The organism is Nonomuraea montanisoli (assembly GCF_013363975.1).
GTDB classification, from domain to species: Bacteria; Actinomycetota; Actinomycetes; order Streptosporangiales; family Streptosporangiaceae; genus Nonomuraea; species Nonomuraea montanisoli.
The window spans coordinates 67620-92154 of record NZ_JABWGN010000007.1; the positions used below are offsets into that span (position 1 = coordinate 67620).

Below are 24535 nucleotides of genomic sequence, written 5' to 3' on the forward strand. Positions count from 1 at the left end.
GGTCAAGAGCGGAGGATCGGGGATTTGAACCCCGGATGGTGTTGCCACCAAACCGCATTAGCAGTGCGGCGCCATAGACCTGACTAGGCGAATCCTCCTGGAAGCCAAGCGGCTCAGGACAGCGTACCGGCCTTCTGGCGAGGCGGCAAAGCGGTTGGCCCGCGAGCCTTCCCGCCGGCCCCCCGATGCGCCCCCGAAGTCGTTATCCACAAGCTGTGGACAGTGGCCTGTGGATGGAGCCCGCCCGGGTCGTCAGGGCGGGCCTACCATGGGAAACGCCTCAGGCGGCCGGGTTGGCCTCGCCCTCGATCTCGATCTTGACCTTCTTGCCCACCAGCACGCCGCCGGTCTCCAGAGCCTGGTTCCAGGTCAGGCCGAACGCCTCGCGGTCGATCTCCGTGGTGATGGAGAAGCCCCACACCGCCTGGCCCCACGGGTTGGTGCCGGCGCCGCCGTACTCGACCTTGAGCTCGACCGCCTGCGTGACGTCGCGGATCGTGAGGTCGCCGACGACCGTGAACTCGTCGTCCGACTGATGCACGACGCGGGTGCTGCGGAAGGTGATCTGCGGGAACTTGTCGGTGGCGAGGAAGTCGTCGCTGCGCAGGTGGCCGTCGCGGTCGGCGACGCCCGTGTTGATGCTGGCGGTCTGGATGGTGAGCTCGGCGGCCGACTCGAGCGGGTTCTCGGCGATCGTGACCGAGCCGCTGAACTCGCCGAACGTGCCGCGCACCTTGCTGACCATCATGTGCTTGGTCACGAAGCCGATGGTGGTGTGGGCGGCGTCGAGGTTGTAGGTGCCGGGGGCGGGGATGGTCAGGTTCTCCCAGGTACGGGTGCTCATGGGGTCCTCCAGGCGAAGCTTGTCTTGCGGATATTTGCGTTAACAAAGGTCTACAGGAGGAATATTCCTCACGTCAACTAACGTCGGCTAGAGTGTGAACGTGAACCCTCTCGACGACCCTCGACTCACCGCCATGGGACTGCTGGCCGAGGTGCACGCAGGCCTGATCGCCCGCATGCAGCCCGTGCTGAGCGCGTCCGGGTTGTCGGACATCGACTTCGAGACGGTGCTGCGCCTGGGCCGCTCGCCCGGCCAGCGGCTGCGCATGACCGACCTCGCCGCCCAGACCGGCCTGTCGACCAGCGGCGTCACCAGAGTGGTCGACCGTTTGGAACGTGACGGCCTGGTCGAACGGGTGGCCTGTTCCTCCGACCGGCGCGCCTCCTACGCGGCCCTCACCGACGCGGGCCGGGAGCGGCTGGAGGCGGTGCTGCCGTTGCACCTGCGCGACATCGAGAGCTGTTTCACCGGCCTGCTCTCCGACGACGAGCTGACGGCGTTCCTCGCCACCCTGCGCAAGATCCGCGACGTCGTACGTCCCTGCGCGACAGCCGGGACAGCGACAGCCGGGGCAGCGACGGCCGGGGCAGCGGCGGCCGGGGCGGCTACGGCGCGGACGGGGGGTGGGCCTCACAAACAGGTGCCACCGCAGGGTCCGCCACGCTGATGCCCAGCTCGTTCCTGAGCTTGGCCATGGCGCGCGACACCGTGCTCTTCACCGTGCCGACGCTGATCCCGAGCGCCCGCGCGACCTCCGGCTCGGTCAGATCCTCGTAGTACCGCAACACGATCGCGGCCCGCATGCGTTCGGGCAGCCTGTCCAGCGCCCTCTCCAGCCGCTCGTGGACCTCCCCGTAGGCCCCATGGGAGTCGTGCGGCTCCACCGCCACCTCGGGCAGCTCGTCCGAGGGGTACTCCTCGACCTTGCGCCGCCGCCACTGCGAGATGTTGATGTTCACCATGGCCCGCCTGACGTAGCCGTCGAGCGAGCCGCGGTCCTCGATGCGCTCCCAGGCCAGGTACGTCCGGGTGAGCGCGTTCTGCAGCAGGTCCTCGGCGTCCAGCGGGTGCCCGGTGAGCTGGTGGGCGGTGCGCAGCAGGGAAGGTCCGCGGGCGCGCACGTACTCGCGGAACTCCTCTTCGCCCTCGATGATCGGCATCGTGGTCAGAATCGCAGCCGAACGCGCTGTTCGGGCTGAACCGGAACCCAGGATTCGGCCCGCCGACGACAAAGGTCCGTCTAGGTCGGTGGCGGTTTGTACGACGACGGGTGCCATCTCCTTCACCGTGAGTGCGTAAATTGCTCCCTTATGCGGTGTCACCCCCACACGACCGGCCACGACGTGTGAACCTAGAGGCGACGAGGAGGGATGGGGATGGGCTACCCGAGCGTTGACCGGCGCAGGCTGCTCGCCGCCGCCGCCCTGGGCCGCGAGGCCGGAGTGCCGGGACCCGCCCCCGGCGACGGCGATCCCGTCCGCGCGGTCACGGGCGAGATCCGCGACATCAGCCCGCACCTCGTCGTCGTCGAGACCCCCGACGACCAGGAGGAGCGCCTGGTCATCACCCCCTCGGCCACTGCCTGGAACGGCGACGACACCGCCCCGGCCGACCTGTCCGTCGGGGCCAGGGTGATCATCCGGGCGCTGCACGAGGGCAAGGTCGCCGATCGGATCTGGGCCGGCATCACCCGCATCACCGGGACGATCCTGTCCGTACAGGGACGCGCCGACCTGTCCGTCGAGCTCGCCTGCGGCCCGCACCGGGGCCGCCGCACCATCACCGTCCCCCGCAGCGCCGCCGGTCGGCTCCAGGTGCGTCACCCGCGGCTGGAGCCCGGCTACCTGCTCGACGCGATCGGCGTACGGCGCGACGGCGGCTGCCTGGCGCTGCTGCCCGCCACCTCGCAGCCCCCGTACCCGGCCCGCGCGGTCCCGCCCGCGCCGCCCGCGTACGCCGGCACCCAGCAGCGCGTCTCCGGCACCGTCACCTGGTCCGACGCGTTCGACGAGGGGGAGCGGGGCCTGGCGTACCCGATGGTGGAGCGTTCCGACGCGGGCTGCCCCGAGGCGGAGGTGTCCTGCGTCGGCCTGCCGTACCTCGCGATGGGCTCGCTGGTGCAGGTGCACAACCAGTGCGCCGGGCGCTCGGCCAACGTGCCGATCGTCGCCTGCGGTTGCGTGGCCGGCCGGTTCTGCGACCGTTGCGTGGAATGCGGGACGTCGCCGCGCGGGCGCGTCGCCGAGCTGTCACCCTCGACGTTCGTGGAGCTCGGCGGCGAACTGGTCAAAGGGTGCTTCAACGCTCAGATCGGATTGGGGTGACGCTCGTGCTGGCATCGCAGCAGCCGGCGCTGATCGTGCTGCTCGTCCTCGGGACGGTGGCCAAGGTGATCACGGTGCGCTCCGGAGGGGAGCCGGGTGCGCTGTCGCGGCTCGGGCCGGCCGTGCTCGTGCCGGGTCGCATGCAGGCCCCCGCGCTCGTCGTCTGCGCCGTGGGCGAGCTGGTGCTCGCCTCCGGGCTCCTGCTCACCACCCATCCGATCTTCCGCTGGGGGACGGTGACGTTCTTCACGCTGTCCACGTACGTACTGCTGGAGCTGCGCAGACGCCGGCCCGACGCGGGATGCGGCTGCTTCGGTGAGGTCAGCGCGGCCCCCGTGGGGCTGCGTTCGATCGCGCGGACGGTGACGCTCACCGGCATGGCGGTCATGACGGTGTGGGCTGAGACGCCCGGATGGCCGGAGTTCGTCCGGCCGTCCTGGTACACCCTCGCCGGTGTCGCCTTGCTCGTCGCGCTGTCGCCGGAGCTGGAGGAGATGGTGGACCGGGTGCGCTACCGCGCTCCGTGCGAGCGGCGCAGGGCTCCCGCCGAGAGCGTCACGCTGTCACGGCTCAGGAGCAGTGGTACGTGGCGCGCCCACCAGGCCGAGCTGGCCGCGGCCGAGCCGTACGACAGCTGGCGCGAGCTGTGCTGGCGCTTCTTCGCCTTCGACGGCCAGGGGAATCGGGACGTGGTCTTCGCGGTGTACCTCAGCGGGCGCCGGCCGGTGGTGCGGGCGGCCGTGGTCGACCGGCAGGACAGCGGCTCGATGCCGGAATATACCCCTGTATCGGCCTGACGCTAGACAGCCGTAGATTTTCCACGACGGCATGCTCGATGTAGCTCTATTGGGCTGTCTAGCTTCCCCACTAGACAGCCCAATAGAGGATTAGGGGTGCCGCTCAGATCGGCTGGGCCCGCAGGAACCTCCCGAAATGCGGCACGGTGAACGCGATCAGCCCGCGCTCGGCGCTGTAGATCAGGCCCTTCTTGATGAGGCTGTCGCGCGCCGGCGACAGGCTGGACGGCTTGCGGCCGAGGGCGTCGGCGACCTCGGCGGTGGGGACCGGCTCGTCGCCGATCTGCGCCATGGCGTGCATGTAGTCGCGCTCGGCCGGAGTCGCCCGCTCGTAACGGCTGCCGAAGAAGCCGACCGCGAGCTCCTCCTCGGCCTCCGGGGCCGACACCCGCACGTCCTCCACCGTGATGGGGCTGCGCGGCGCGAGGTCCCAGGCCACCTTGCCGTACGCCTGGACGAAGTAGGGGTAGCCGTCGGCCGCCTCGTAGAGCGCGTCGAGGGCGTCCTGGGTGAACTCGACGTCCTCCTCGCGGGCCGGCAGGATCAGCGCCAGGTCGGCGGCCTCCCGGTCGAGCCGGTCGATGCGGGCGTAGCGGAACAGCCGCTCGGAGTAGCTCTTGCTGGCCGACAGCACGCTCGGCAGGTGCGGCAGCCCGGCGCCGACCACGATGAGCGGGCCGCCCGACTGCGACAGCTCGTGGCAGGCGGCGCACAGCGCCGAGACGTCGGCCGCCGGCACGTCCTGCATCTCGTCGATGAACAGCGCGATGCCGACGCCGAGGTCGGTGGCCACGCTCGCCGCGTCGACGAACAGCTCCGTCAGGTCGATCTCCAGGTCGCCGGAGTCGGCGCGGCCGCGGCTGGCCGGCACCTCGATGCCGGGCGACCAGTGGGAGGTGCCCTTGGCCGCGGCCGGGTCGCGCATCGCGAACGCCTTCAGCACACTGAGGAAGTCCTCGATGCGCTCCGGCGCGCGGTGGCGGGGGGCCAGCTCGCGGATCGCCATGTGCAGGGCGGCGGCGACGGGACGGCGGATCGACTGGTCGGGCCGGGCCTCGATCTTGCCCGTGCCCCACAGCCGCTGCATCGCCATGGACTTGAAGGTGTTGAGCAGGACGGTCTTGCCGACGCCGCGCAGCCCGGTGACGACCATGCTGCGCTCGGGCCGGCCACGGGCCACCCGCTCCAGCACGACCTCGAACTGCTGGAGTTCACGGTCACGGCCGGCGAGCTCGGGGGGACGCTGCCCGGCTCCGGGGGCGTAGGGATTGCGCACAGGGTCCACGCTCTCGGACTTTATTGCCGGATATAGCGGCCGTCGTAGATTTGCGCAGAAAGCCGTACGGCGTGTCCGAGTGCGGGCCGTCGCCGTCGCGGTCATCCGGACACACCCCTCTCACCTGGCCGAACCCATGTTCGATTCGACACCCAGAACTGTAGCGCGGACTCGAACACCCATGCGACGATTTCGGGTAAAGATCTTCGCAACAGATCCGCCGCCCGGGGGGCGAGCCGGGCGTTCGGCCCGTACCGGCGGCTCGACTTGGCAGCCGTCCCGCCAGCGCAATAGCGTTCAGGCCCATGCGGACCTTCGCGAACGTACAGGAGCTCAAGTCGGCCGTCGGCGAGACGTTCGGCCCGACCGAGTGGCGCACGATCACCCAGGAGCAGGTCAACCTGTTCGCCGACGCCACCGACGACCACCAGTGGATCCACGTCGACGTGGAGCGCGCGAAGGAGGGACCGTTCGGCGGCACCATCGCCCACGGCTACCTCAGCCTGTCGCTGCTGCCGTCGTTCATGATGGAGCTGGTCAAGGTCGAGGGCATCGCCATGGGCGTCAACTACGGCCTGAACAAGGTCCGCTTCCCCCGGCCGGTGCCGGTGGGCGCGCGGGTCAGGGCGGCGGGCGAGCTGACCGACGTCAAGGGCACGCCGGCCGGCTACCTGTCCAACCTCAAGATGACGATCGAGGTCGAGGGCGAGAGGCGCCCCGCCTGCATCGCCGAGACGCTCAGCCTGTACGTCCCCGCCGAGTAGCCCCCGCTGTCACCTGAATCATCTTAGGGACAGCACGATCGCGACGGATGCCGCCACCGCCAGCAGTCCCAGGTAGGCCAGCACGAGCCGGGTGTCCCGCAGCAGGCACTTGCTGCGGGTCAGCCCGGCACGCCGAGCCTTCCAGTACCCCGCGAATCCCAGCCCGGCGAACCCCAGCACCGCCCACGGCCCGAGCAGCCACGCCAGCAGCGCGATCGTCGCGTACACGCACAGCCGCAGCGGATCGTACGGCCCGGCCTTCACGTCGCCCTTCGCGTCGCCCTTCATGTGACGATCTCCAGCGGGAGCCGCGTCCGGGGCTCCGACGCCACCGCCGACAGCCGCTGCGCCGAGAGCTGCGGCCACGCCTGCACCGCGCAGAACGGCGCGCACTGGTCCTGCTCGGCCCGCGTGCCCACGTGGACGCAGCACTGCGTGAGCCGTTCCTCGATCATCGTCGAGATGTCCATGAACGGCTTGACCGTGATCCGGACCACCCGCTCGCCCAGCATCCGGCGCAGCTTCGCGCGCCGCCCCGGCAGCGCCGACGAGGCCAGCGTGAGCAGCGTGGACACGCCGAGGTCGCAGTTCTCGCAGATGTCGCGCCACAGGTCGCCGATCTGCGGGTGCGACAGCGAGGACTGCTCCGACAGCAGTCCCAGCAGTGACTCCTGTACGGCCATCCGCAGCTCGCGCGGGATGTCGCTGTCGGCGATCCGGTTGGAGACCAGGCCCAGGTTGGCCTTCAGCCGGTCGTGGCCCATCAGCGCCACCAGCGACCGCCACTGCCGCGAGTCGTCGCGGATCAGGTAGCCGACCGAGCAGCAGTGGGGGTGGGAGCAGGGCAGCGCGGTCAGGTCGCGCCAGGTCACCAGCCCGCCGGTCTGCGGTCCGAGCCGGCTGAGCACGCCGGTGTGGGTGAGCCGGTCCATCGGGTCGATCCGCGCCGAGCGGCCCGAGCCGAACTGCGGCTGCAGCGACACGCCGCCCACGAACGGCGTGTCGAGCGCCACCCGTACGACGTCGCCGATCTCGCCGTCGTTGACGCCGAGCGCCGCCGTCATCACCAGCGTGGTGAAGATCTCCCGCTCCGACAGCCGTCGTACGGCCTGCTCCTTGAGCCGCCGCAGGTCGCCGCCCCGGTGGTGCCGCGACGCCTCGGCCGAGCTGCCGTCGTACTGGAGGTAGACCTCCACCCGCTCGCGGTGCTCGCTGAGCAGGTCGAGCAGGTCGTCGTCGCGGGCGATGAGGACGCCGTTGGTGTTGATCAGGATGCGCGTGACCGGCCGTTGCGTGAGCTCGCGCAGCAGCAGCGGGAGCTCCGGGTGCAGGGTCGGCTCGCCGCCGCTCAGCATGAGCACGTCCAGCCGGCCGTTCTCGCGGGCCAGCCGCTGGTCGACGTTGGCGAGGACGTCGGCGACCGGGACGATCCCGCTCAGGTCGGGCGAGCTGTCGGCGAAGCAGGTCGGGCAGCGCAGGTTGCACGCCTCGGCGATGTCCTCCAGCAGGATGCAGGTGTGCTGCGTCTGCATCTCCGGCAGCCCCTGGAGGTACGCGGCGGGGACGGACGCGAAGTTGCCCGACACGTCCGGGATGTGCTGCTTGGTGGGAGCGGTCCACTCCTCCAGGTACTCCAGGATCTCCGGGTCCTCGTCGTACAGCGTCCGGACCAGGCCGTGCTCACGGCACCCGCGCTCCAGCCAGACCCGGCCGTCGCGCACCGCCAGGTAGCCGCTGAGCCGCTCGACACGTTCCAGGTCGCGGCCGTGGCAGTGCGGGCAGAACGCGTTGACGTACCTGAGGATGCGGTCGCCCCGCAGTCCCATTCCTGGGCTCATGCCCGAATCCCCACCTTCCGCCGGAGAAGTGCATCGTAGTGGCCGCGCCGCCAGCCGTATCCGACGCGTACGGCCAGCAGGATCATCCCCGGGACGAGGAACCACTGCGGGCGCGTCAGCCCGAGCCACACGGTCTCGTTCGCCCGTGTGAACTCCACGAGGAACCGGAAGGCCGCGTAGCCGGCCAGGTAGAGCGTGAACAGCTCACCCGGCCGCGTCACCCTGCCCCGCGCCCACACCAGGGCCCCGTACGCGACGAGATGGAAGATGATCTCGTAGACGAACGACGGGTGCATGGCCTGGCCGGTCAGGCAGCCGGGGCACTCGGGCGTGGTCGGGGGCGCGTGGACGCCCCACGGCAGGTCGGTGGGCCGCCCGGGGGCCTCGGTCAGGTGGCAGCCGATGCGCCCGACGGCCATGCCCAGCGCCACGGCCGGGGCGAACACGTCGCCGGTGCGCTCCCGGAGGCCGATGATCCGCTTGGCGGCCAGCACGCCGAGGTACGCCCCGGTCAGGCCGCCCAGGATGCTGCGCGACCCGTACAGCCAGAGGTTCTCCAGGTTGAGCGTCTCCATCCAGCCGGCCAGGCGCATGCCGATGGCGCCACCGACGAGCGCGCCGGTGACGGCCACGAGCGACTGCTCGTTGAGCGCGCCACGGCGGCGGGCCTCCCGTACGAACACGACGGAGGCGACGAGAACGCCGAGCCCGACGAACACCTCGTGCAGCGGTATGGCCATGTCAGCCGTACATTCCCGGATTGATGCCCGTGCAGAACCCGGCGGACATGATGGACCACAACGCCCACCCGATCATCAATCCGAGCCCCAGCCCGATCGTCCACGGCCGCCGCAGGACCAGCAGCACGGCGCCGGCGCCCAGGCCCACGAGCACGAGGATGACGGCGCCGGTGGCGGTCCATGCCGGATTGCCGCCGTCGTCCATGGCGGCGAAGAGCACGACGAGGACGACCAGGAGGTTGACCGCGCTGTAGAGGGCGAGGCCGGCGAAGGTCATGCCGATGAGGAGGCCGGGGGAGCTGTCACGCGGCGGCCTGGGAGGCGGCGCCCAGTGGTGCGGGGGTGGCGGCTGGTAGGGCCGCTGCCCGTGAGGTGGTGGGGGCGGCGATTCACTCATCCACGCGCCCCACCGTGACCATGCATCCCTGCATCATGACCGCGCATCACGAATAGAGCTCCGGATTGATCCCGGTGCAAAGCCCGGCGGTCGCGATGGAGGCCAACGCCCACCCGATCATCAACCCCAGTCCCAGACCGCGCGCCCAGGGCTTCCGCCGCGAGATCAGCAGGGCCCCGCCACCCAACGCCCCGAGGGCCAGCACCACCGCCCCCACTCCGAACGCGACGCGAGACTGGAACGAGACCACGAGCAGGCCCGCGAACAGGTTGACGACCCAATAGGCGAAGGCTCCCGCGAACGCCAGCCCCACCACGAGGCCGGTCTGGCTGGGCGGCTGGCCGGAAGGCCCGGGGGGAGGCGGCGGCGGAGAAGTCACGACGGCCAGCCTACGGGCCACCACCGAAGTTGAGTAAGCCCGATCCCCGCAGGCGACGGACAGCAGGCTCTTTCCGGCGCGATCTGGTCAATACACGGCGGACGGCAGGAGGGAGAGGGCGTCATGAACTCGCCCCCGCCCCAAGAGCCTCACCAGCAGCCCGAAGCAGCCCGAAGCAGCCCGAAGCAGCACGATGCAGCCGAGCAGCAGAAGCACCAGAAGCGGGTGCTGAAGCGGGTGCTGAAGCGGGCGCTGAAGCGGGCGCTGATGCAGGCGCCGACCATCCACCCCCTACTCGCCCCGCTCAGCGCTCTCCTCGGCCGCTGGACCGCCCAAATCCACCTCCCCGGCCTTGACCCCGCCTGGACGGAGTTCGCCCGGACCGAGGACGGCCTGTTCCTGCGCCAGCACTCCGACACAGGCGAAATCCCGGAAATCACACCTGGACCAGCGGATCAAAGCGTGACCGCCTGGACCAGACGACCAAGCGGGACGGGCTTGAACAGGCGGTCAGGTCCGATGAATGGAAGGAACAAGGAGGGTTGTCCCCTCGACCGATGAAGGCGCCGGCGCGCTACTCCTCATACGCCGAGTAGTAGATCGCCGCCTGCACCCGGCTCTTCAACCCCAGCTTGCCGAGCACCCTGCTCACGTGCGTCTTCGTCGTCGCCTCCGCCATGTCGAGCTCCTTGGCGATCTCCGCGTTGGACAGTCCCCGAGCCACGCAGGCCAGCACCTCCCGCTCCCGAGGCGTCAGCCCGGACACGGCCTGCCGGTCGCGTGGCGGAGGCATCTCCGCGAAAGCCGAGATCAACCGCCGCGTGACAGCCGGCGAGATGAGCCCGTCCCCCCGAGCCACCACCCGAACGGCCTCCACCAGGCTCTCCGCGTCGGTGTTCTTCAGCAAGAACCCCGCCGCTCCAGCCCGAAGCGCCCCGAACACGTACTCGTCCACGTCGAACGTCGTCAAGATCAACACATCCGCCACCCCGGCCAACTCCCGGGTGGCCGAGATCCCGTCCAGCCGCGGCATGCGCACGTCCATCAACACGACGTCCGGCCGCTTCTCCCGTGCAAGCGCCACGGCCTCCTCCCCGTCGGCGGCCTCGCCCACGACCTCGATGTCGTCGACGCCACCCAGGATCAGCACGATCCCGGCCCGCACCGCCGCATGGTCATCAGCCACCACCACCCGGATGGCCATCACCGCACCATCCACCGCGACGACCCCGAACGCCGCCGGTGCCCGACCAGCACCGGCCACGCAGCCACCGTCGAGGCGGCCGACAGCTCCTCAGCCCCGCAGGTCATGAAGCCACCACCCCCGTGGGCAGAACAGCTTCCACCCGCCAGACAGCCACCTGCGATGACAACGTGTCGACCACCCCGGCCTCGCAAGATCCCCCGACAAGCAATGCCCGCTCCCGCATCCCCACCAACCCGGCCCCGGCTCCCGACAGCCACACCTCGCCCCGACGACCACGATCATCTCGATCCCCCGAGCGCCCGGAACCACCGCCACCGCTACCACCGGCGACACCTCCACCGACCAGCGGGGCGCCGGCCCCATCGCCCAGAGAGGCGCCGGCACCCCCACTGACCAGAGGGGCCCCAGCACCCGCAGAGACCATGGCGGAGACCACACCGGGCACGGCGCCAGAAGCCCCGGAAGCGCCAGAAGCGAGCGGATTGTCCACGACCACCCTCACGCTCTCAGCCCTGTAACCCAGCACGACGCCCGCCGACCGCCCCCCATGCTTCAGCGCATTGGTCAGCGCCTCCTGCAGGATCCGATACCCCGCCAGATCGACAGAGGCCGGCAACTCCCGCGGCTCCCCCTCGACCCGCAACTCCACGGTCATCCCCGCCTGCCGAGCCCGCTCGACCAGGCTCTCGGCGTCAGCCAACCGAGGCCGCACGGCGTCGCCGCCATTCCCGGAGCCGTCGTCCTGCCGCAACAGCCCGATCATGGCCCGCATCTCGGCCATCCCCTTGACGCTGTTCTCCCGTACCGACTCCATGACCGTCCGCACCGTACGCGAATCAAGATCCTTCCGGGAGAGCACAGCCGTCGATTGAATCGCGATGGCGCTGAAGTGGTTGGCCACCATGTCATGAAGCTCGCGCGCCATGGCCGCCCGCTCGGCCGCGATGGCGGCCTGCCGATCGAGCTCCGCGAGCCGTGCCACCTGCTCCGCCCGAGCCCGTTCGGCCGCCGCCTGCTCTCGCTGTTGCCGCAACACCATCGCCGTCGTCACCGGCGAGATGAGCATCAGACCCACCTGAACCCCATATACCGCCGACGGCCGCCAGTCCTCCGTCAGGAACCAGGCGACGGCCCCCACCAGCACGGCCAGACAGCAGGCAACACCCAGCAACCACCGCGCGAACCTGGCGGGCCCATAGAGCGCCGCAGTGTAGATGTTGTCCGTGTAGACCAGCAGAGTGGGCAGTGAAGGCCCCACGAACAGGTCCACCACCACGCCCAGCGTCCCCAGCCCCAACGACCCCAGAGGGCTCCGCCACCGTACGGCGATCCCGGCGCAGGTCAACGCCAGCGGAACGAGAAGCGCCCACTTGTCCGCCCCATGGCGAAAGACGGCGCCACCCGCGATGAGCAGCGCCCCGCACAGAAAAGCGGCCACCGCCCACAATCCCGCACTCCGCATGCCCCCCATCACACCACCTCGCGCCGCCGCACCCCTCCTCCACCAGACCGCCTGTGGATACACCCTTCGATGTATCCACAGGCTCCTATCCGCCGACGATGCGCGAGGCCGCCGCCCCCGCGACCATGGAATTCGTGATTGTCGCCATCCTCATCGGCTGCGAGATCGGCTTCTGGGTCCTCCTCGCCCTGGGCCTCGCGTCCCGCTACCTCTGGAAGCGCCGCACCCTGAGCACCGTCCTGCTCCTCTGCGTACCGCTCCTGGACGTGATCCTGCTCACAGCGGCCGTCATCGACATGAGGGGAGGCGCCACGGCAGACCTCAGACACGGACTGGCGGCCGCCTATCTCTCGTACTCGATCGTCTTCGGCCACCGTACGATCCGCTGGGCGGACGCGAAGTTCCACCACCGCTTCGCCGGCGGCCCCCCACCCCCGCAGCCACCGGCGGGCGGCATGCCCAGAGCCCGCTACGAATGGGCGATGTGGCTCCGCATCGTCCTCGCCTACGCGCTGACCTGGGGCATCGTCCAAGCCCTCATCTGGCTCGTGAGCGACCCGGCGCGCACGGACTACCTCCTCGCCTTCGTGGGCGGCCTCCTCAAGATCCCCCTGATCGCCCTGATCTGGCCGGTCAGCCACACCCTCTGGCCCCGCAAACCGGAGTCCGCCAGATCCTGACCCGCAATCTGGTTCGAGACACTGCCGAAGGTCCGCTATGCTTGCTTACGCAGCGAGCGGCCGTAGCTCAATGGATAGAGCATCTGACTACGGATCAGAAGGTTGGGGTTTCGAGTACCTCCGGCCGCACACATGCGAAAGGCCCGCCACCAGGGAAATTCTGGAGCGGGCCTTTCTCGTTCTGTCACTCGGCTGCTCTCTTCGGATTCTGTCAGAGCCACCCTGGGAGCTACCGAGGCGACCTGGCCCAGGAGAGCGCCTGAGATGGCTTCGGCAGCGGCCCGCTTGTCGCCCTCCATGAGGTGCCCGTACTACGTCCTACGTGATCGCGATGCTCGCGTGACCCAGCACGTCGGACACGACGTGAAGCGGGCGGCGTGCCCTGAGCGAGCCCGGCGCTTCGGGCCGGCTTGGAGAACAGGTGCGAGAAGGTATCGGGATCGGACGGGTTGCCGAAGGCCGTCGGGAACATCAATCCATGCTCCACCCACGACTCACCGGCCTGGAGCCGTTCCCGATCGTGCGTCGCCTTGTGCCGCCTGATCGCCTCGACGAGCTCCGGAGAGAGACAGAGTGTACGGCGTGATCGGGATCCGGTCGGGAGGTGGCTCCCCGGCTATTCAGGCGCCGGCCCAGGATTTGCCCCCGGCTGTACGGCGTCGCCTCCGGCAGGGGCGATCTCCCCGGTGAAACTGCGCAACTCTCGGCTGAGCGCGGCCAGAGCAGCGGTCATGACGATGAGACCGCCCAGGATGACGAGCGCCGTCGCGCCGCCCAGCGCCGCGGCCAGTGCTCCGCCGAGGACCGGGCCGAAGGGTTTGAGTGCCATGCTGCACATGCTCAGGACCGCGCCCATCCGGCCGAGCATCTCTTCGGGCACCATCCGTGCGATCACCACGTTCAACACCACGTTCAGCGAGGGTGTGGACAGGGTGATGAACACCAAGGGAACCATGGGCCACCACGCTCCCCAGGGCAGCGCCGTGGCCGCCAGCGCGGCGCCGAAGACCGTCAGGACGACCAACAGCAGTCTGCCGGGCGGGAGGAGCTTTCCGATGCGTCCGGACAGCAGCGCCCCGGCCAGCCCGCCGATGCCGAGGCCGGCCAGGACCGTGCCGGTGGTGAGCGCACCACCGCCGCGTTCGCCGACAAGCACGATCAGAGGGATCAGGAACGCCCCGCCCAGCAGGTTGAGGACCATCACCGCCGCAGTGACCTCCCGCAGGCCCCGCTGGCGCCACAGCCAAGTGACGGCCTCAACTGCTTTCCGGCGCATGCCACCCCGGATCGGGTGCTGCTCCTCGCCGTCCTCTCGTGCGGAGGTCTGCGACTGGTTCGCCGGGCGGCGCGGCACCTTCGCCAGCGCGTAGAAGATCGTGGCGGCAAGGAAGGTGATGGTGTCGACGACGAAGGGCACCGCACGCCCCAGGCTGTACAGCAGGCCGCCGAGCGGAGGGCCGACCAGCCCGGCGGCATGGGTGCGGGACTCCTCTTGAGCGTAGGCGCTGTGAAGTTGGTTCGTGGGGACGATTCCGCGAATGGCCGTGCCCAGGACCGGCTCGATGAACGCAGCGCACAGCGCGTCGAGTACCGCCAGCGTGACGAAATGCCATATCTGCACCTGGTCGCTGAGGACCAGTGCTGCCAGCAGCGCCGAGACAACCGCCTGGAGACCCTGGGCGGATATCAGCGTACGGCGACGGTCCCACTGATCCACCCAGACGCCGGCGGGCATCTGAACCAGAAGGAAGGCGACGGTGCGGGCTCCGGCAACGACGCCCGCCAGTCCTGGGGAGCCGGTGAGCGCGAGCACCAGCAGCGGCATGGCCAGTCTGGTGAGCTCCGACCCCAATTCAGACACCGCGCTGCCGATCCACAGCAATTGGAAACGGACGTTCCTGCGCAGCGGGACGACGTCGGTCACGGATCATCTTCCTTGGGTTGGGGAGCTACTCCCGGCCCGTGGTGCTGAGGCGGGACCCGGGGAAAATACTCATCAGGTATGACGCTGTCCACTGAATATCGCGGGCGGGTCATGCGCTCTTCCGCACCTGGAGCTGAACTCGTGCAGAGGATGCGCACGGTCAGCTGAAGCGGTGTGGGCGGTTTCGGCGACGGCCTTACGTCATCCGGTGGACCAGAGCACCCAGTCGGGCGGGTTCTCGCCGGCCCAGCCCAGTAACCAGGTCCGGGTGGAGTCGGGCTGCGCGGTGATGGCTATGAGCTGGGCGAAGTCGCCGGGCAGGTGTACGGGCGCCAGGCGTCCCTGTGCCAGGTGCGTCAGCATGTCGCCGTCCGACTCCGGGAGCCAGAATCCGCCGCTCCCGTCAGGGGCCATCTGGTCGCCGATGTTCCGCTCCACCGGCTTGCCGAGCCGCTGCGACCACGCGGCACCGTCCCAGTGCAGAATCAGCAGCCGAGCCGTGTCGCACGTGTCGTCCTCCACGGGCGTGCAGTCGGGAGCCGGGATGTCGGAGCCGACTCTGCCCACGGCCCAGACGTCGTCGGGTCCGGCGGCGAACTGGTCGGTGAGGTCCACCCACGATCGCCGTGCGTCCTGGGGCAGGTCCAGCTTGGGCGAGGGGATCGGGTGCCAGGCTCGTCCGTCCCAGCGAGCGAAGTGCGGCACGTTCTCCGCGGCGGTGTACTCGTCCGGTTCCTTGTCCTCGCTCCGCCGGAATCCGGTCGCCCAAGCCTCGTTCGCTCCCCGGACGCTGACCAGCTGCGGTGTCATTCCGAGCTCGTACCTGCGGGCAGAACCATCCGACCAGCGCACCAGGCCGGATCCCTTCCTGAGCCAGAGCCCGTCCGTGCCGACCGCTGCCATGACGTCCTTCGGACGGCTCTCCTCCGTCCATCCGGTGCCGTTCCACCTGGCCACGCACTCCGACTTTCGACCTTCGCCCAACACCCACACGGCGCCCTCCCGCGTAGCGAGAACCCGCACCAGATTTACGGCGCACGCGGGCCCGGGCACCGACCCCCATGCCTGGCCGTCGTAGCGCCAGATCGCACCGCTGAAGCTGTCGGGATAGGTGTGGTGGCAGTCCATCTGGCGGCCGCCGACCACCCAGACCTGTCCGTCCCGCGTCGCGGCCACGTCGGCGGGATCGCCGTCGTTGAACGCCACCGCCATGCGCCACCCCTCCTCCTCCGTCATGGGCGGGGGTGTGGCCGCCGGGCTGTCTTTCCGGCCGCAGGCCATCGCCGGGTCGGGTGTGAAGATCTTCGCGGTGGGAGAGGGAGCCGGGGACGGGACAGCGGGCGCGCGGGCGGAGACGCAGGCTGTCAGACCTACGACGACCATGGCGAGGAGCAGCGGAAGTGAGCGGCGCACCCGGCTCAGCGTACGGCCCGATCGGACAGGAAGATCACCTTCTGCCCGATGTCGAAGGAGAGCGGCACGCACCAGGTGTGCGGCCGTCGGCCGGGGTGCTGTGTACAGCAGCGAGGTACATCAACAGGGCCGCAGAAGCCCCTCAATTACGGGAACAGAGCGCTCGCCGCTCGGTGGGCAGGTTCAGGATGGAGAATCCTTCCAATCGTCCCGTCCCGCTGTCTCGGCTGCGGAGGGGGCTGCGATCATGCGGGCATGGTCTCTCTTGCCCCCTCGGAACGCCGTCCCGCAGAGCCGGGCCTGATCAAGGTGTGGTTCCGGTTCGTGCCTCGGGAAGGCTGGCTTCCTTACGACACCGAAGGGCTCTGGGCCACGCGCTTGAGCCGAGACACCGCCTGCGTGGCGAACGTGCCGATCCTGCAGGACGGGGTCGCCGAGGGCGACGTGGTGCGTTTCAGCACCGATGACGAAGGTCTCCACTGGGCCTGTGAGCGGGTGGAAGCGTCGGGCAATTGCACGATCAGGGTCCTGCCTGTGCCGGACGGGCCCCTGGGACGAAGCGCGCAGGCCGTGAACGAGCAGCTGGCTCCGTTCGGGCTGAGCGGGGAATCCTTCAGCTCGGAGCTTCCCTTGGTCGCCTTCACCGTGCCTGCTGACGCGGACCTCGGACAGATCAAGGCGCTGCTGACGCGAGGCCGAACGGACGGCTGGTGGCACTTCCAGGAGTCCTGCATCACCGATGCCTGGCGACGAGCCTAGCCGGATCGCGCGGGCAGACAGTCCTCCCTGCTGTGAGCAGATGTGTGCTCATGCTTGCTGATCGGGCTGGACGATGAGCGTGTAGTCAACGCCTGTACGGAAGTCGTCGGAGGACCCGCGAATGGTCGGTTCGTGACGACCGGGCTTCAGCGGTGGGAGGCGCACCCAGAGGCCACAAGCGTAGGACGTGGTGGCTCCCTGCCCACCGGTCAGAGGAGATCTCACGAGTACATAGCGATCACGGACGCTGCTGAGACTGTTGCGTCTCAATCTGCTTCATGGTCAGCATCGGCCGGCTTCAGGAGCCGGTACATCTCAAGGTCTACTGGCAGGGGTCGGTGGACGCATCCACGGTCTTGTCCTTCAGCGAATCAGGGATCACCGACGCCACCCGCACCCCGGGCCAGTCGGCGCCGATCACCAACTGCACGATCGGCCCGGACGCCTTCGCGGTGGGAGAGGCACTCGGCGTCGCGACCTTGAAGGGCTCCGTGCTGGTGGGCTTGACCTTTCCGGCGATGGGGGTGCGCTTGTCCTTGCTCAGCCGGGCAGCGACCGCATCAGCGTATGCCGCCCCCTCCTGCAGGCGCTTCGCGTAGCGGACCTCTGTGACCGCCGTCGTGGGGGCGTTGCCGGTCTCGTCGACCACGAACCCCTGAGCGGCCAGTTCGTCGGCGGCCTGCTTGGCCAACCTCGGCTTGCCGGAGCCGTTGAGCACCTGGATGCGGACCTTGCCGTTGGGGATCTGCGCCTGCGGCGTTGCCGAGGCCGAGGCCGAGGGGCCGGGCGCGGCGATCCGGGTGACCTCGACATCGCTGCGCAACCTCGTGAAGAAGTCGTCTGCCGCCGGTTGGGTCAGCTGAACCCGGTTGTGGTCCGCGGGATACGCCTCCACCGGAACCGTGATGCCTTTCAGCTGGGCGGCCGTCATGCCCTGCACGCTCCGCGCGATCTCCAGGATGCGGTTCAGCGAAAGCTGGTCGTCCACCGTGACAGCGGCAACAGCGGCTTTGAGGAACTTGTTCAGTTTCCCGGGGTCGGTGAGCATGCCGCCGTCGGTGACCTTCTTCATCACCTGGGTGAGGAAGATCTGCTGCCGTTTGATGCGGGACAGGTCGCTGCCGTCGCCCATCGAGTAGCGAGCCCGCACATAGCCGAGTGCCTGCTCGCCGCTCACCACATGCTTTCCCGCGGCCAGCACGAGCTTGGCCTTGGGATCGTTCACGGCCTTGGGCAGGCAGATCGAGATGCCGTCGAGCGCGTCGATGATGCCTTTGAAGCCGGTGAAATCCACCTTGACGAAGTGGTCCAACCTCAGCTTGGTCAGCGATTCGACGGTCCGCATCGCGCAGACGATGCCGCCGTCGTTGAAGGCGGAGTTGATCTGTCGCACGCCCGGCGCGAGAGGGACGCCGCTCGTGCTCTTGCACGGGGGGATGGCCACCATGAGATCGCGAGGGAAGCTGACCAGCGTCACCTTGTCCCGGTCCGGGGACATGTGCAGCAACATGATCGTGTCGCTGCGTTCGCCCAGGCCTTGCGATTTCGCCCCGTACTTCTTGTTGTCGCCTTCCCGGGAATCCGACCCGACCAGCAACACGTTCAAGGCTCCGGTCTCAGGGGGACGCTGATCGCCGAGCTCGTTCGAGACGCTTTCGCGCTTCAGTCCGCTTTCCAGGCTTCGGTAGTAGGCGTAGGCGGCAAGAAGTGCCACGACCAGGAGGCCGGCCAAGCCGCTGCTTGCCCAGTACCCCCAGTGCGGACGTGATCCCCGTCGTTGTGGCGTGCCGCGTCTGCCCATAGATGCCCCGTTCGTTCGCCCCTGTGGAGATCGCGAACACGGTAGCAAGATGACGGGCGATCGTCCCCTCTTCGTGTGCGTGTTCCGTCGTCACCGCTCCTACCGTGTCGGCGTGAAGGACGAGACGACCAGCCAGACGGCGGCGGCTGCGATGACGGCTGCGACGGCGAAATTCTTCGCCCGTCCAGGGGGCGTCCCGCTCAGTCGTCCGCGGATCAGGCGTCGTACGAGCCGGACGGTCCCGGCCCAGGAGACCGATGTCCCGGGGCTCCAGACGGCCGCTGTGACGAGGCCGGCTGCGAGAAGCAGGTTCCACCGCACCGAATCGGCGAGGGACGACGGGTACTCGTCGCCGTACTGACTGATGTACGTCGCGATGTCGAGCAGCGGCGAGAGGAGGAGAACCGCCGCGGCCGCGGAGCCGAACGCCCGTCCCCACCGGGTGGGCGCGGCGGCTCTCGCCGTCGCCGCCAGCGCGACGAGAACGACCGGCAGGCCGATCCTGTCGACGTCACAGGACCACCAAGTGAGGCCGTCCCAGGGCGACTCCGGGGCCTCGTCGATGTAGACGGCGGCGAAGAACCTGTCGAACGTGACCGGGAGGCGGTGGAACATCGCCGCCCACGCCGCCGCTCCGACGGCGCCCACCCAGAGGGCTGACCCGTGCCGCCTCCGCGGCAAGGGCGAGCGGGCCGCCAGGAGCAGCGTTCCGGCGGCCACCGGGTAACAGACGATCAGGGGCCAGGGGAGCGCGATCGCACGCGCCTGCCCGGTACACGGGTCGAGACCCGGCAGGAAGAACGCGGTGAAGAGCCCGAACGCCAGTACGGTCCCGACCGCCGCGACAGCGGTGAGCACGGCCCGGCGCGACCCACGCAGGAGAAGGCCGGCCAGGAGGGCCGGGAGCAGGAGAACGCCCCAGAACAGCAGCTCTCCCGGGGTGTACTCCAACGCGTACGGGCCCTCGGCCAGAGGGAGGGCGGACAACTCGCCCGGGTCGTAGGAGGTCGGGGCCGTCGCGGAGCAGAACCAGCCGACGCTTTGTCTGGCGGCCCCGGAGGCCGTCAGGATCACCGGTCCGGAGGCGGCCAGGACCGCGCCGAAGCGCAGCGCCGCTCCGGCGGGGGATCGCGCTCCTGCGGTGGGTTCCTGCGTCACGGCGTCACGGCACCCTCTCCCGGGAACGATCAACGGGAGTCAGGGTAGCGAACGGCCGCCGGCGGGACTGCGGCCCGCCGCCGGGCCAGGTCCCGCCGCCGGGCCAAGTCCCGTCCCGCCGGGCCCAGTCCCGCCCCGAAGAGCGGCGATCAGGACAAGGTGTCCTTGATCGCGATCTGGCCGTCCTCGATCACGAACTTCTGGTTGTTGTTGTTGGGGTCGCACTGCCACAGGTACACCTGGATGCCGTTGCCGCGGCCGTTGGTGGCGTCCAGGCACAGGCGGTTGCTGGAGTTGAGGGTGGACTTGAGGATGATCTGGCCTCCCTGGACGGACCAGAGCTGGTTGGCGTTGCCCAGGCACTGCCACTGGTAGACCCGGGTGCCGTTGGTGCGGCCGTTGGAGGAGTCCACGCACATCACCGGGTTCCTGCCGATGGTGTCCGCCACCTTGATCAGGCCGTCCTCGAAGACGAACTTCTGGTTGTTGTTGTAGGTGTCGCACGCCCACTGGTACATCAGGACGCCGTTGCCGCGGTTGTTGCTGACGTCGACGCACATCGCCGTCCCGATCGGCGCGGTGGCGTCGGCGGCCACCGCGGGCAGGGGGGTGACCGCGCCCACGGTGGCGGAGATGGCGGCGGCGGCCAGGAGATGGCGAGCGAGCATGGTGCCTCCCAGGAGAGTTGATCAAGACTCTGGCACCATGTCACAGCGGACAGTCGTTGATCAATTACTGTCCGTGTCCATCGTCGGCGCGCCTCCATGTGATGTCGGCCACAGGCAGCCCTGGTGCGGGGGTCGAAGGGGGAGTCTCGCGCACGGGTCCGCCCCGGCGGGCGGGTACCGGCCGGCGCTATACGTGCTCTCCGTCCTGGTGGTCGTGGCGGGCATGGTCGTTCTCGTGGAGTTGCGCAACCACAGAAGGACGGCCCCCGTACGCCGCCTGCCCGCCACGACCACCTGACGGTCACCCGAGCCGGCCGGTCACGGGACGTCCCCCGGGTGGTCCACGATGCCGTCGGCCACCTGCGCCACGGAGAAGACGACGTCGCCCGCGGACAGGTTCTTGTACGCGGACGGCGGGTTCGGTGTGCCGAGGTAGATCCGGCGCCCCCCGAGCAGGGCGAAGGTGTCCGGGTCGATGATGATCTCCCGGCGGATCCCCTCGCCTTCGTCCGTGTAGATCGCCCAGCCTTCTCTGCCCACCAGATCGCGAACCCTCTCGACACCGACGTCGTCCAGCTTCGACATGACGGTGTAGAGAGCGGCGCGCAGGCGAGCCGGCGGAGCGCCTTCCTGGAGGATCGTCAGGGCCAGATGGGACACCGCCCGCGCCTCGGGGAGCGAAGTCGCATCGACCGCGTCCTTCTTCAGGCGTTCCAGCAGAGCGGACGGCTCCAGGGGCAGCGAGCGCAGGTAGTCGGGGTCGAACCGCAGCCGGGGGTTGACCCCGTCCTTGCGTCTGGTGATCCTGTCGTCGCCTTCGTCCCGCAAGGCGCGTTCCTTGCCGTCACCCCGGGACCACGCCTCCTCGGTGTACCGCGAGCGGGTCTTTCTTCCGTCGGCCTGGACAACGGCTGGATTGCCGTAGAACTCCCTCTTGGTGTAGATCCACTGATCCGCTCGCGGGTAGACGTCCGGCTGGCGCGCCGCCGCCGCGGTCGCCCGCTTGGCCACGGTCTCCACGTTCGCCACGGGCATCCACGCCGGGGCGGCCGTGCCCTTCCCCGGGCCGTCCGTACGGTGGTTCTGCACCACCACGACGCCCGCCACGAGGGCGGCTCCGAGGGCGCCGACGGCGGCCGCGCGCAGCGCCAGGCGGGGGAACCGGGAGCCCCGTGGCTGGGGAGCCATCGAGGCCAGCACCCGCCGCCGGGCGGCATGAAGATCGCGCTCTTCGGTCTGGCGAACCTGCGACCGCAGGTCACGGACCATGTCCAACTCGTTCATCAGACCTCCTCGATCATGTCGGTCGGGTTCTCGCCGCCCAGCGCATGGGCGATCTTGCGGCGGGCGCGGGACAGCCGGGACCGTACGGTGCCGACAGGAACACCCAGCGCCCGCGCCGTCTCCTCGTAGCTGAGGTCGCCCCAGGCGATCAGCAGCAGGACGTCGCGCTGGTCCCGGCCCAGCCTGGCCAGGGCGGCCGCGAGGGGTTTCCGGATCGCCGCGGCGGAGACGCGGGCGGCCACCTGTTCGTCGAAGGCCACCGCCACGGGGTCCTCGCCGGTTCGCGCCAGCGCCCGGTATCCGCGCACCTCCGCCCTGCGGTGGGAGCCGATGACGTTCGTGGTGATCCCGTACAGCCACGGCAGGGCGTCGGGACGGTCGAAGGCGTACTTGTGCCGCTTCTCGAACGCCCTGGTGAACGTCTCGACCACCACGTCCTCCGCCTGGTCCGGGCCGAGGCGCCGGACGACGTAGCGGTGCAGTACGGCGGCATGCCGGTTGAACAGCTCGGCGAAACGCTCCGGCTCGTGCAGGGACGCCTGGATGATCGCGGAGTCCTCCGCCTGACCCGGTCCTGACGTCTCTGTCCGGGGCGGTGCCCCCGTCCGCAACGGTGCCCCTGTCCGTAACGGCGCTCGCCCGTCCGCTGGTGTCGGCATGTCGGCTACCGCTTGATCCTCCGTCAGGTCTGCCCCCCGCGTATGGTCGCATCGTGATGGCTGCACGGGTGCCGCCCCAGGGAGCGTCCGGCTCGCGAGGAGCGGCTCCTCGTGTGGAATGGATGTCACAGCCGTACTTATCCGGACGCGAGAAAGAGGTTCCGATCCGCGGCGCGGCCGTCGTCAGCCTCGCCGTCTGTGACTCGTCCGTAAGCTGAGGGTGTGTCCCCCGGACTGGTCCTGCTCGACGGCGTCCGCTGGCGGGGCGTGCGCGTGGTCGGCGATCGCGCACAGACCCTGCTGGCCGTGCTCGCCATGCGCGGGCGCGCGGGGGTCAGCGACGAGCGCCTGGTCGAGGAGCTGTGGCCGGACGAGGCGCCGGTCAACCCGACGAAGGCGCTGCAGGTGGTCGTCTCGCGGACCAGGGCGGCGACCCGCGCCGACGCCGTGGTGCGGATCCCGCGCGGTTACCGGCTGGGGCTGCCCGCCGACCAGGTGGACGCGTTGCTGCTCGGCGCGCTGGTGGAACAGGCGCGGGCCGCGCTGGCCGAGGACGACACGGCGCTCGCCCGTCGCCGCGCCGAAGAGGCCATGGGGCTCGTGGCCGGCGGCATGGACGGCGGCATGGGCGGCGGCGCGGGCGGCGGCGCGGGCGGCGGCGGGGACGGCATCACGGGCGCGCTCGCCGAGTTGCGGAGCGTCGCGGCGGGGTGGGCGGCCGAGGCGCGACGGGTCGCGGCGATCGCGCGGGGCCGGAGCGGCGCCCACGAGCAGGCCCTGCCGCTGCTGGAGGAGGCCGCGGCCGAGCGGCCGCACGACGAGGAGCTGCTGGCCTGCCTGCTGCGCAGCGAGGCCGCCGTACGGGGCGCCGCCGCCGCTCTGGAGCGCTACGAGCGCTATCGCGCGGGCCTGGCCACGCGGCTCGGCACGGACCCGGGACCCGAGCTGGCCCGCGTGTACGCCGCGCTCCTCGTCGCGGACCGGCCGGTGCGCGAGGGCATCCTGTACGACGGCTCCTCGCTGCTCGGCCGCGACGCCGACATCCGCGCGGTGCACGCCCTGGTGCAGACCAACCGGGTGGTCTCGATCATCGGTCCCGGCGGCCTGGGCAAGACGCGGCTGGCCCATGTCGTCGGCAGGAACGCCGCGCAGCCGGTCGCCTACTTCGTCGAGCTCGTCGGCGTGTCCTCGCCGGAGGGCGTCGTGGGGGAGGTGGGCTCGGCGCTCGGGGTGCGGGACTCGGTCAGCGGGCGTCGCGCCCTGACCGCCGAGCAGCGCTCCGACGTACGCGCCCGGATCGCCGAGCGGCTCGACCAGGCTCCGGCGCTGCTGATCCTGGACAACTGCGAGCACGTGATCGAGGCCGTCGCCGACCTGGTGGCGTTCCTGACCGTGACGACCCGCGACCTGCGGGTGCTCCTCACCTCGCGCGCCCCCTTGTCGATCCCCGCCGAACGCGTCTACCTGCTCGGCGCGCTGCCCACGGGCGACGCGGTGGAGCTGTTCCGGCAGCGCGCCACGGCCGCCCGGCCGGATGTCCGGATCGACGAGGCCGTGGTGGAGGACGTCGTCGCCCGCCTCGACGGGCTGCCGCTCGCGATCGAGCTGGCCGCGGCCAAGGTGCGGGTGATGTCGGTGGAGGAGATCGCGCGGCGCCTGGCCGACCGGTTCGCTCTGCTGCGCGGCGGCAATCGCACGGCCCCCGACCGGCACCAGACGCTGCTCGCGGTCATCGCCTGGTCGTGGAACCTGCTGAACGAGCCGGAACGGCGGGCGTTGCGCTGGTTGTCGCTGTTCGGCGACGGTTTCACGCTGGCCGCGGCCGAACAGGTCCTCGGCCCGGACGCCCTGCATGTCGTGGACGCACTGGCCGAGCAGTCGATGCTGAGCGTCCGCGAGACGACGTACGGCCTGCGCTACCGGATGCTGGAGACCGTCAGGGAGTTCGGGCGGATGCGGCTGCGGGAGGCCGGTGAGGAGGCGCCCGCCCGGGCGGCTCAGCGGGCCTGGGCCACGGCGTACGCCCTCGACCGCGCCACCGAGCTGTTCAGCCCGGCGCAGCTCGCGGCGGCCGACGCGTTGCGGGCCGAGGAGAGCAATCTCGCCGACCTGCTCCGGCAGGCCCTCGGCGAGTCCGACCCCGTCACGGCGATCCAGTTGC

Annotated in this window: 24 protein-coding genes, 2 tRNA genes and 1 pseudogene; 9 read left to right on the forward strand and 18 right to left on the reverse strand. The window is 70.0% G+C overall.

Features of this window, described 5'->3' with window-relative positions:
* Window positions 1–9: 9 nt before the first annotated feature.
* A tRNA-Ser gene (locus HTZ77_RS18615) sits at window positions 10–98 on the reverse strand.
* A 182-nt stretch (window positions 99–280) separates the two neighbouring features.
* Window positions 281–844, reverse strand: a complete 564-nt coding sequence (locus HTZ77_RS18620) for a YceI family protein (protein ID WP_175590893.1) — start codon at window positions 842–844, stop codon at window positions 281–283.
* A 100-nt stretch (window positions 845–944) separates the two neighbouring features.
* On the opposite strand from HTZ77_RS18620, the gene HTZ77_RS18625 reads away from it, so the two are divergent.
* Window positions 945–1511: a MarR family winged helix-turn-helix transcriptional regulator gene (locus HTZ77_RS18625; protein WP_328808647.1), complete on the forward strand. Its 567-nt coding sequence runs from the start codon at window positions 945–947 to the stop codon at window positions 1509–1511.
* Here HTZ77_RS18625 and HTZ77_RS18630 read toward each other — a convergent pair.
* The gene (locus HTZ77_RS18630; protein ID WP_175590895.1) at window positions 1450–2004 is read right to left on the reverse strand and encodes a SigE family RNA polymerase sigma factor; all 555 of its coding nucleotides are present in this window, start codon (window positions 2002–2004) and stop codon (window positions 1450–1452) included. The genes HTZ77_RS18625 and HTZ77_RS18630 overlap by 62 nt on opposite strands.
* A 216-nt stretch (window positions 2005–2220) precedes the next feature.
* Here HTZ77_RS18630 and HTZ77_RS18635 point away from each other — a divergent pair, with 216 nt between their 5' ends.
* Together HTZ77_RS18635 and HTZ77_RS18640 are read left to right on the forward strand one after the other, a co-directional pair.
* Window positions 2221–3168, forward strand: a complete 948-nt coding sequence (locus HTZ77_RS18635) for a hypothetical protein (RefSeq protein ID WP_175590896.1) — start codon at window positions 2221–2223, stop codon at window positions 3166–3168.
* A gap of 5 nt (window positions 3169–3173) precedes the next feature.
* Window positions 3174–3965 (forward strand): MauE/DoxX family redox-associated membrane protein, encoded by a 792-nt coding sequence (locus HTZ77_RS18640; RefSeq protein WP_328808648.1) that lies wholly within the window; start codon window positions 3174–3176, stop codon window positions 3963–3965.
* 103 nt (window positions 3966–4068) lie between these two features.
* Here the strand turns inward: HTZ77_RS18640 and HTZ77_RS18645 are convergent, their stop codons facing one another.
* Complete coding sequence (locus tag HTZ77_RS18645) at window positions 4069–5250, reverse strand: AAA family ATPase (RefSeq protein WP_175590898.1); 1182 nt, start codon at window positions 5248–5250, stop codon at window positions 4069–4071.
* Window positions 5251–5546: 296 nt separating this feature from the next.
* Here HTZ77_RS18645 and HTZ77_RS18650 point away from each other — a divergent pair, with 296 nt between their 5' ends.
* Entirely contained in the window at window positions 5547–6005 is a 459-nt protein-coding gene (locus HTZ77_RS18650; protein WP_175590899.1) for a MaoC family dehydratase, read from the forward strand.
* Between the two features lie 18 nt (window positions 6006–6023).
* Here the strand turns inward: HTZ77_RS18650 and HTZ77_RS18655 are convergent, their stop codons facing one another.
* The 5 genes from HTZ77_RS18655 to HTZ77_RS18675 all read right to left on the reverse strand — a co-directional run bounded on the left by HTZ77_RS18655 (window position 6024) and on the right by HTZ77_RS18675 (window position 9296).
* Window positions 6024–6293 carry a hypothetical protein gene (locus HTZ77_RS18655; RefSeq protein ID WP_175590900.1) on the reverse strand — a complete coding sequence of 90 codons (270 nt, stop codon included), beginning with the start codon at window positions 6291–6293 and terminating at the stop codon, window positions 6024–6026.
* A complete protein-coding gene (locus HTZ77_RS18660; RefSeq protein WP_175590901.1) occupies window positions 6290–7843 on the reverse strand; it encodes a radical SAM protein in 1554 nt (517 codons plus the stop codon). The genes HTZ77_RS18655 and HTZ77_RS18660 overlap by 4 nt, the downstream gene beginning before the upstream one ends.
* Window positions 7840–8583 carry a prolipoprotein diacylglyceryl transferase gene (locus tag HTZ77_RS18665; protein WP_175590902.1) on the reverse strand — a complete coding sequence of 248 codons (744 nt, stop codon included), beginning with the start codon at window positions 8581–8583 and terminating at the stop codon, window positions 7840–7842. The genes HTZ77_RS18660 and HTZ77_RS18665 overlap by 4 nt, the downstream gene beginning before the upstream one ends.
* Window position 8584: 1 nt before the next feature.
* The gene (locus HTZ77_RS18670; RefSeq protein WP_175590838.1) at window positions 8585–8860 is read right to left on the reverse strand and encodes a hypothetical protein; all 276 of its coding nucleotides are present in this window, start codon (window positions 8858–8860) and stop codon (window positions 8585–8587) included.
* 166 nt (window positions 8861–9026) lie between these two features.
* Entirely contained in the window at window positions 9027–9296 is a 270-nt protein-coding gene (locus tag HTZ77_RS18675) for a hypothetical protein (RefSeq protein WP_205302846.1), read from the reverse strand.
* Window positions 9297–9482: 186 nt separating this feature from the next.
* Here HTZ77_RS18675 and HTZ77_RS18680 point away from each other — a divergent pair, with 186 nt between their 5' ends.
* Window positions 9483–9920, forward strand: coding sequence for a hypothetical protein (locus HTZ77_RS18680; protein ID WP_175590904.1), 438 nt, complete (start codon window positions 9483–9485; stop codon window positions 9918–9920).
* Window positions 9921–9933: 13 nt separating this feature from the next.
* Here the strand turns inward: HTZ77_RS18680 and HTZ77_RS18685 are convergent, their stop codons facing one another.
* Window positions 9934–10563: a response regulator gene (locus HTZ77_RS18685; protein ID WP_175591301.1), complete on the reverse strand. Its 630-nt coding sequence runs from the start codon at window positions 10561–10563 to the stop codon at window positions 9934–9936.
* 103 nt (window positions 10564–10666) lie between these two features.
* Entirely contained in the window at window positions 10667–12004 is a 1338-nt protein-coding gene (locus tag HTZ77_RS18690) for a sensor histidine kinase (protein ID WP_328808649.1), read from the reverse strand.
* Between the two features lie 158 nt (window positions 12005–12162).
* Here HTZ77_RS18690 and HTZ77_RS18695 point away from each other — a divergent pair, with 158 nt between their 5' ends.
* Together HTZ77_RS18695 and HTZ77_RS18700 are read left to right on the forward strand one after the other, a co-directional pair.
* Window positions 12163–12708: a hypothetical protein gene (locus tag HTZ77_RS18695; RefSeq protein ID WP_175590906.1), complete on the forward strand. Its 546-nt coding sequence runs from the start codon at window positions 12163–12165 to the stop codon at window positions 12706–12708.
* Between the two features lie 56 nt (window positions 12709–12764).
* Window positions 12765–12837, forward strand: a tRNA-Arg gene (locus tag HTZ77_RS18700).
* Window positions 12838–13324: 487 nt separating this feature from the next.
* On the opposite strand, the gene HTZ77_RS18705 is transcribed toward HTZ77_RS18700, so the two are convergent.
* Both HTZ77_RS18705 and HTZ77_RS18710 read right to left on the reverse strand, forming a co-directional pair.
* Window positions 13325–14632: an MFS transporter gene (locus tag HTZ77_RS18705; RefSeq protein WP_175590907.1), complete on the reverse strand. Its 1308-nt coding sequence runs from the start codon at window positions 14630–14632 to the stop codon at window positions 13325–13327.
* A gap of 201 nt (window positions 14633–14833) precedes the next feature.
* A complete protein-coding gene (locus tag HTZ77_RS18710) occupies window positions 14834–16045 on the reverse strand; it encodes a hypothetical protein (protein WP_175590908.1) in 1212 nt (403 codons plus the stop codon).
* A gap of 255 nt (window positions 16046–16300) precedes the next feature.
* Between HTZ77_RS18710 and HTZ77_RS18715 the strand changes: the two genes are divergently transcribed.
* Window positions 16301–16804, forward strand: coding sequence for a DUF4265 domain-containing protein (locus HTZ77_RS18715; RefSeq protein ID WP_175590909.1), 504 nt, complete (start codon window positions 16301–16303; stop codon window positions 16802–16804).
* A gap of 322 nt (window positions 16805–17126) precedes the next feature.
* Here the strand turns inward: HTZ77_RS18715 and HTZ77_RS18720 are convergent, their stop codons facing one another.
* The 5 genes from HTZ77_RS18720 to HTZ77_RS18740 all read right to left on the reverse strand — a co-directional run bounded on the left by HTZ77_RS18720 (window position 17127) and on the right by HTZ77_RS18740 (window position 22326).
* Window positions 17127–18536 (reverse strand): LCP family protein, encoded by a 1410-nt coding sequence (locus HTZ77_RS18720; protein WP_235994865.1) that lies wholly within the window; start codon window positions 18534–18536, stop codon window positions 17127–17129.
* A gap of 168 nt (window positions 18537–18704) precedes the next feature.
* Complete coding sequence (locus HTZ77_RS18725) at window positions 18705–19763, reverse strand: hypothetical protein (protein WP_175590911.1); 1059 nt, start codon at window positions 19761–19763, stop codon at window positions 18705–18707.
* Between the two features lie 149 nt (window positions 19764–19912).
* Window positions 19913–20431 carry an RICIN domain-containing protein gene (locus HTZ77_RS18730; RefSeq protein WP_175590912.1) on the reverse strand — a complete coding sequence of 173 codons (519 nt, stop codon included), beginning with the start codon at window positions 20429–20431 and terminating at the stop codon, window positions 19913–19915.
* Between the two features lie 318 nt (window positions 20432–20749).
* On the reverse strand, window positions 20750–21715 hold the full coding sequence (locus HTZ77_RS18735) for a CU044_5270 family protein (RefSeq protein WP_175590913.1): 966 nt from the start codon (window positions 21713–21715) through the stop codon (window positions 20750–20752).
* Window positions 21715–22326 (reverse strand): RNA polymerase sigma factor, encoded by a 612-nt coding sequence (locus tag HTZ77_RS18740; RefSeq protein WP_235994866.1) that lies wholly within the window; start codon window positions 22324–22326, stop codon window positions 21715–21717. The genes HTZ77_RS18735 and HTZ77_RS18740 overlap by 1 nt, the downstream gene beginning before the upstream one ends.
* A 363-nt stretch (window positions 22327–22689) precedes the next feature.
* Here HTZ77_RS18740 and HTZ77_RS46305 point away from each other — a divergent pair.
* Window positions 22690–24108 (forward strand): annotated as a pseudogene (locus HTZ77_RS46305) (ATP-binding protein); the annotation flags it as partial.
* Window positions 24109–24535: the final 427 nt, after the last annotated feature.

Bases quoted from the DNA above. Each gene is read 5' to 3' on its own strand.
- HTZ77_RS18620 (WP_175590893.1), bottom strand. From the start codon at position 844: ATGAGCACCCGTACCTGGGAGAACCTGACCATCCCCGCCCCCGGCACC.
- HTZ77_RS18630 (WP_175590895.1), bottom strand. From the start codon at position 2,004: ATGCCGATCATCGAGGGCGAAGAGGAGTTCCGCGAGTACGTGCGCGCC.
- HTZ77_RS18635 (WP_175590896.1), top strand. From the start codon at position 2,221: ATGGGCTACCCGAGCGTTGACCGGCGCAGGCTGCTCGCCGCCGCCGCC.
- HTZ77_RS18650 (WP_175590899.1), top strand. From the start codon at position 5,547: ATGCGGACCTTCGCGAACGTACAGGAGCTCAAGTCGGCCGTCGGCGAG.
- HTZ77_RS18655 (WP_175590900.1), bottom strand. From the start codon at position 6,293: ATGAAGGGCGACGCGAAGGGCGACGTGAAGGCCGGGCCGTACGATCCG.
- HTZ77_RS18660 (WP_175590901.1), bottom strand. From the start codon at position 7,843: ATGAGCCCAGGAATGGGACTGCGGGGCGACCGCATCCTCAGGTACGTC.
- HTZ77_RS18665 (WP_175590902.1), bottom strand. From the start codon at position 8,583: ATGGCCATACCGCTGCACGAGGTGTTCGTCGGGCTCGGCGTTCTCGTC.
- HTZ77_RS18670 (WP_175590838.1), bottom strand. From the start codon at position 8,860: ATGACCTTCGCCGGCCTCGCCCTCTACAGCGCGGTCAACCTCCTGGTC.
- HTZ77_RS18680 (WP_175590904.1), top strand. From the start codon at position 9,483: ATGAACTCGCCCCCGCCCCAAGAGCCTCACCAGCAGCCCGAAGCAGCC.
- HTZ77_RS18685 (WP_175591301.1), bottom strand. From the start codon at position 10,563: ATGGCCATCCGGGTGGTGGTGGCTGATGACCATGCGGCGGTGCGGGCC.
- HTZ77_RS18715 (WP_175590909.1), top strand. From the start codon at position 16,301: ATGGTCTCTCTTGCCCCCTCGGAACGCCGTCCCGCAGAGCCGGGCCTG.
- HTZ77_RS18730 (WP_175590912.1), bottom strand. From the start codon at position 20,431: ATGCTCGCTCGCCATCTCCTGGCCGCCGCCGCCATCTCCGCCACCGTG.
- HTZ77_RS18735 (WP_175590913.1), bottom strand. From the start codon at position 21,715: ATGAACGAGTTGGACATGGTCCGTGACCTGCGGTCGCAGGTTCGCCAG.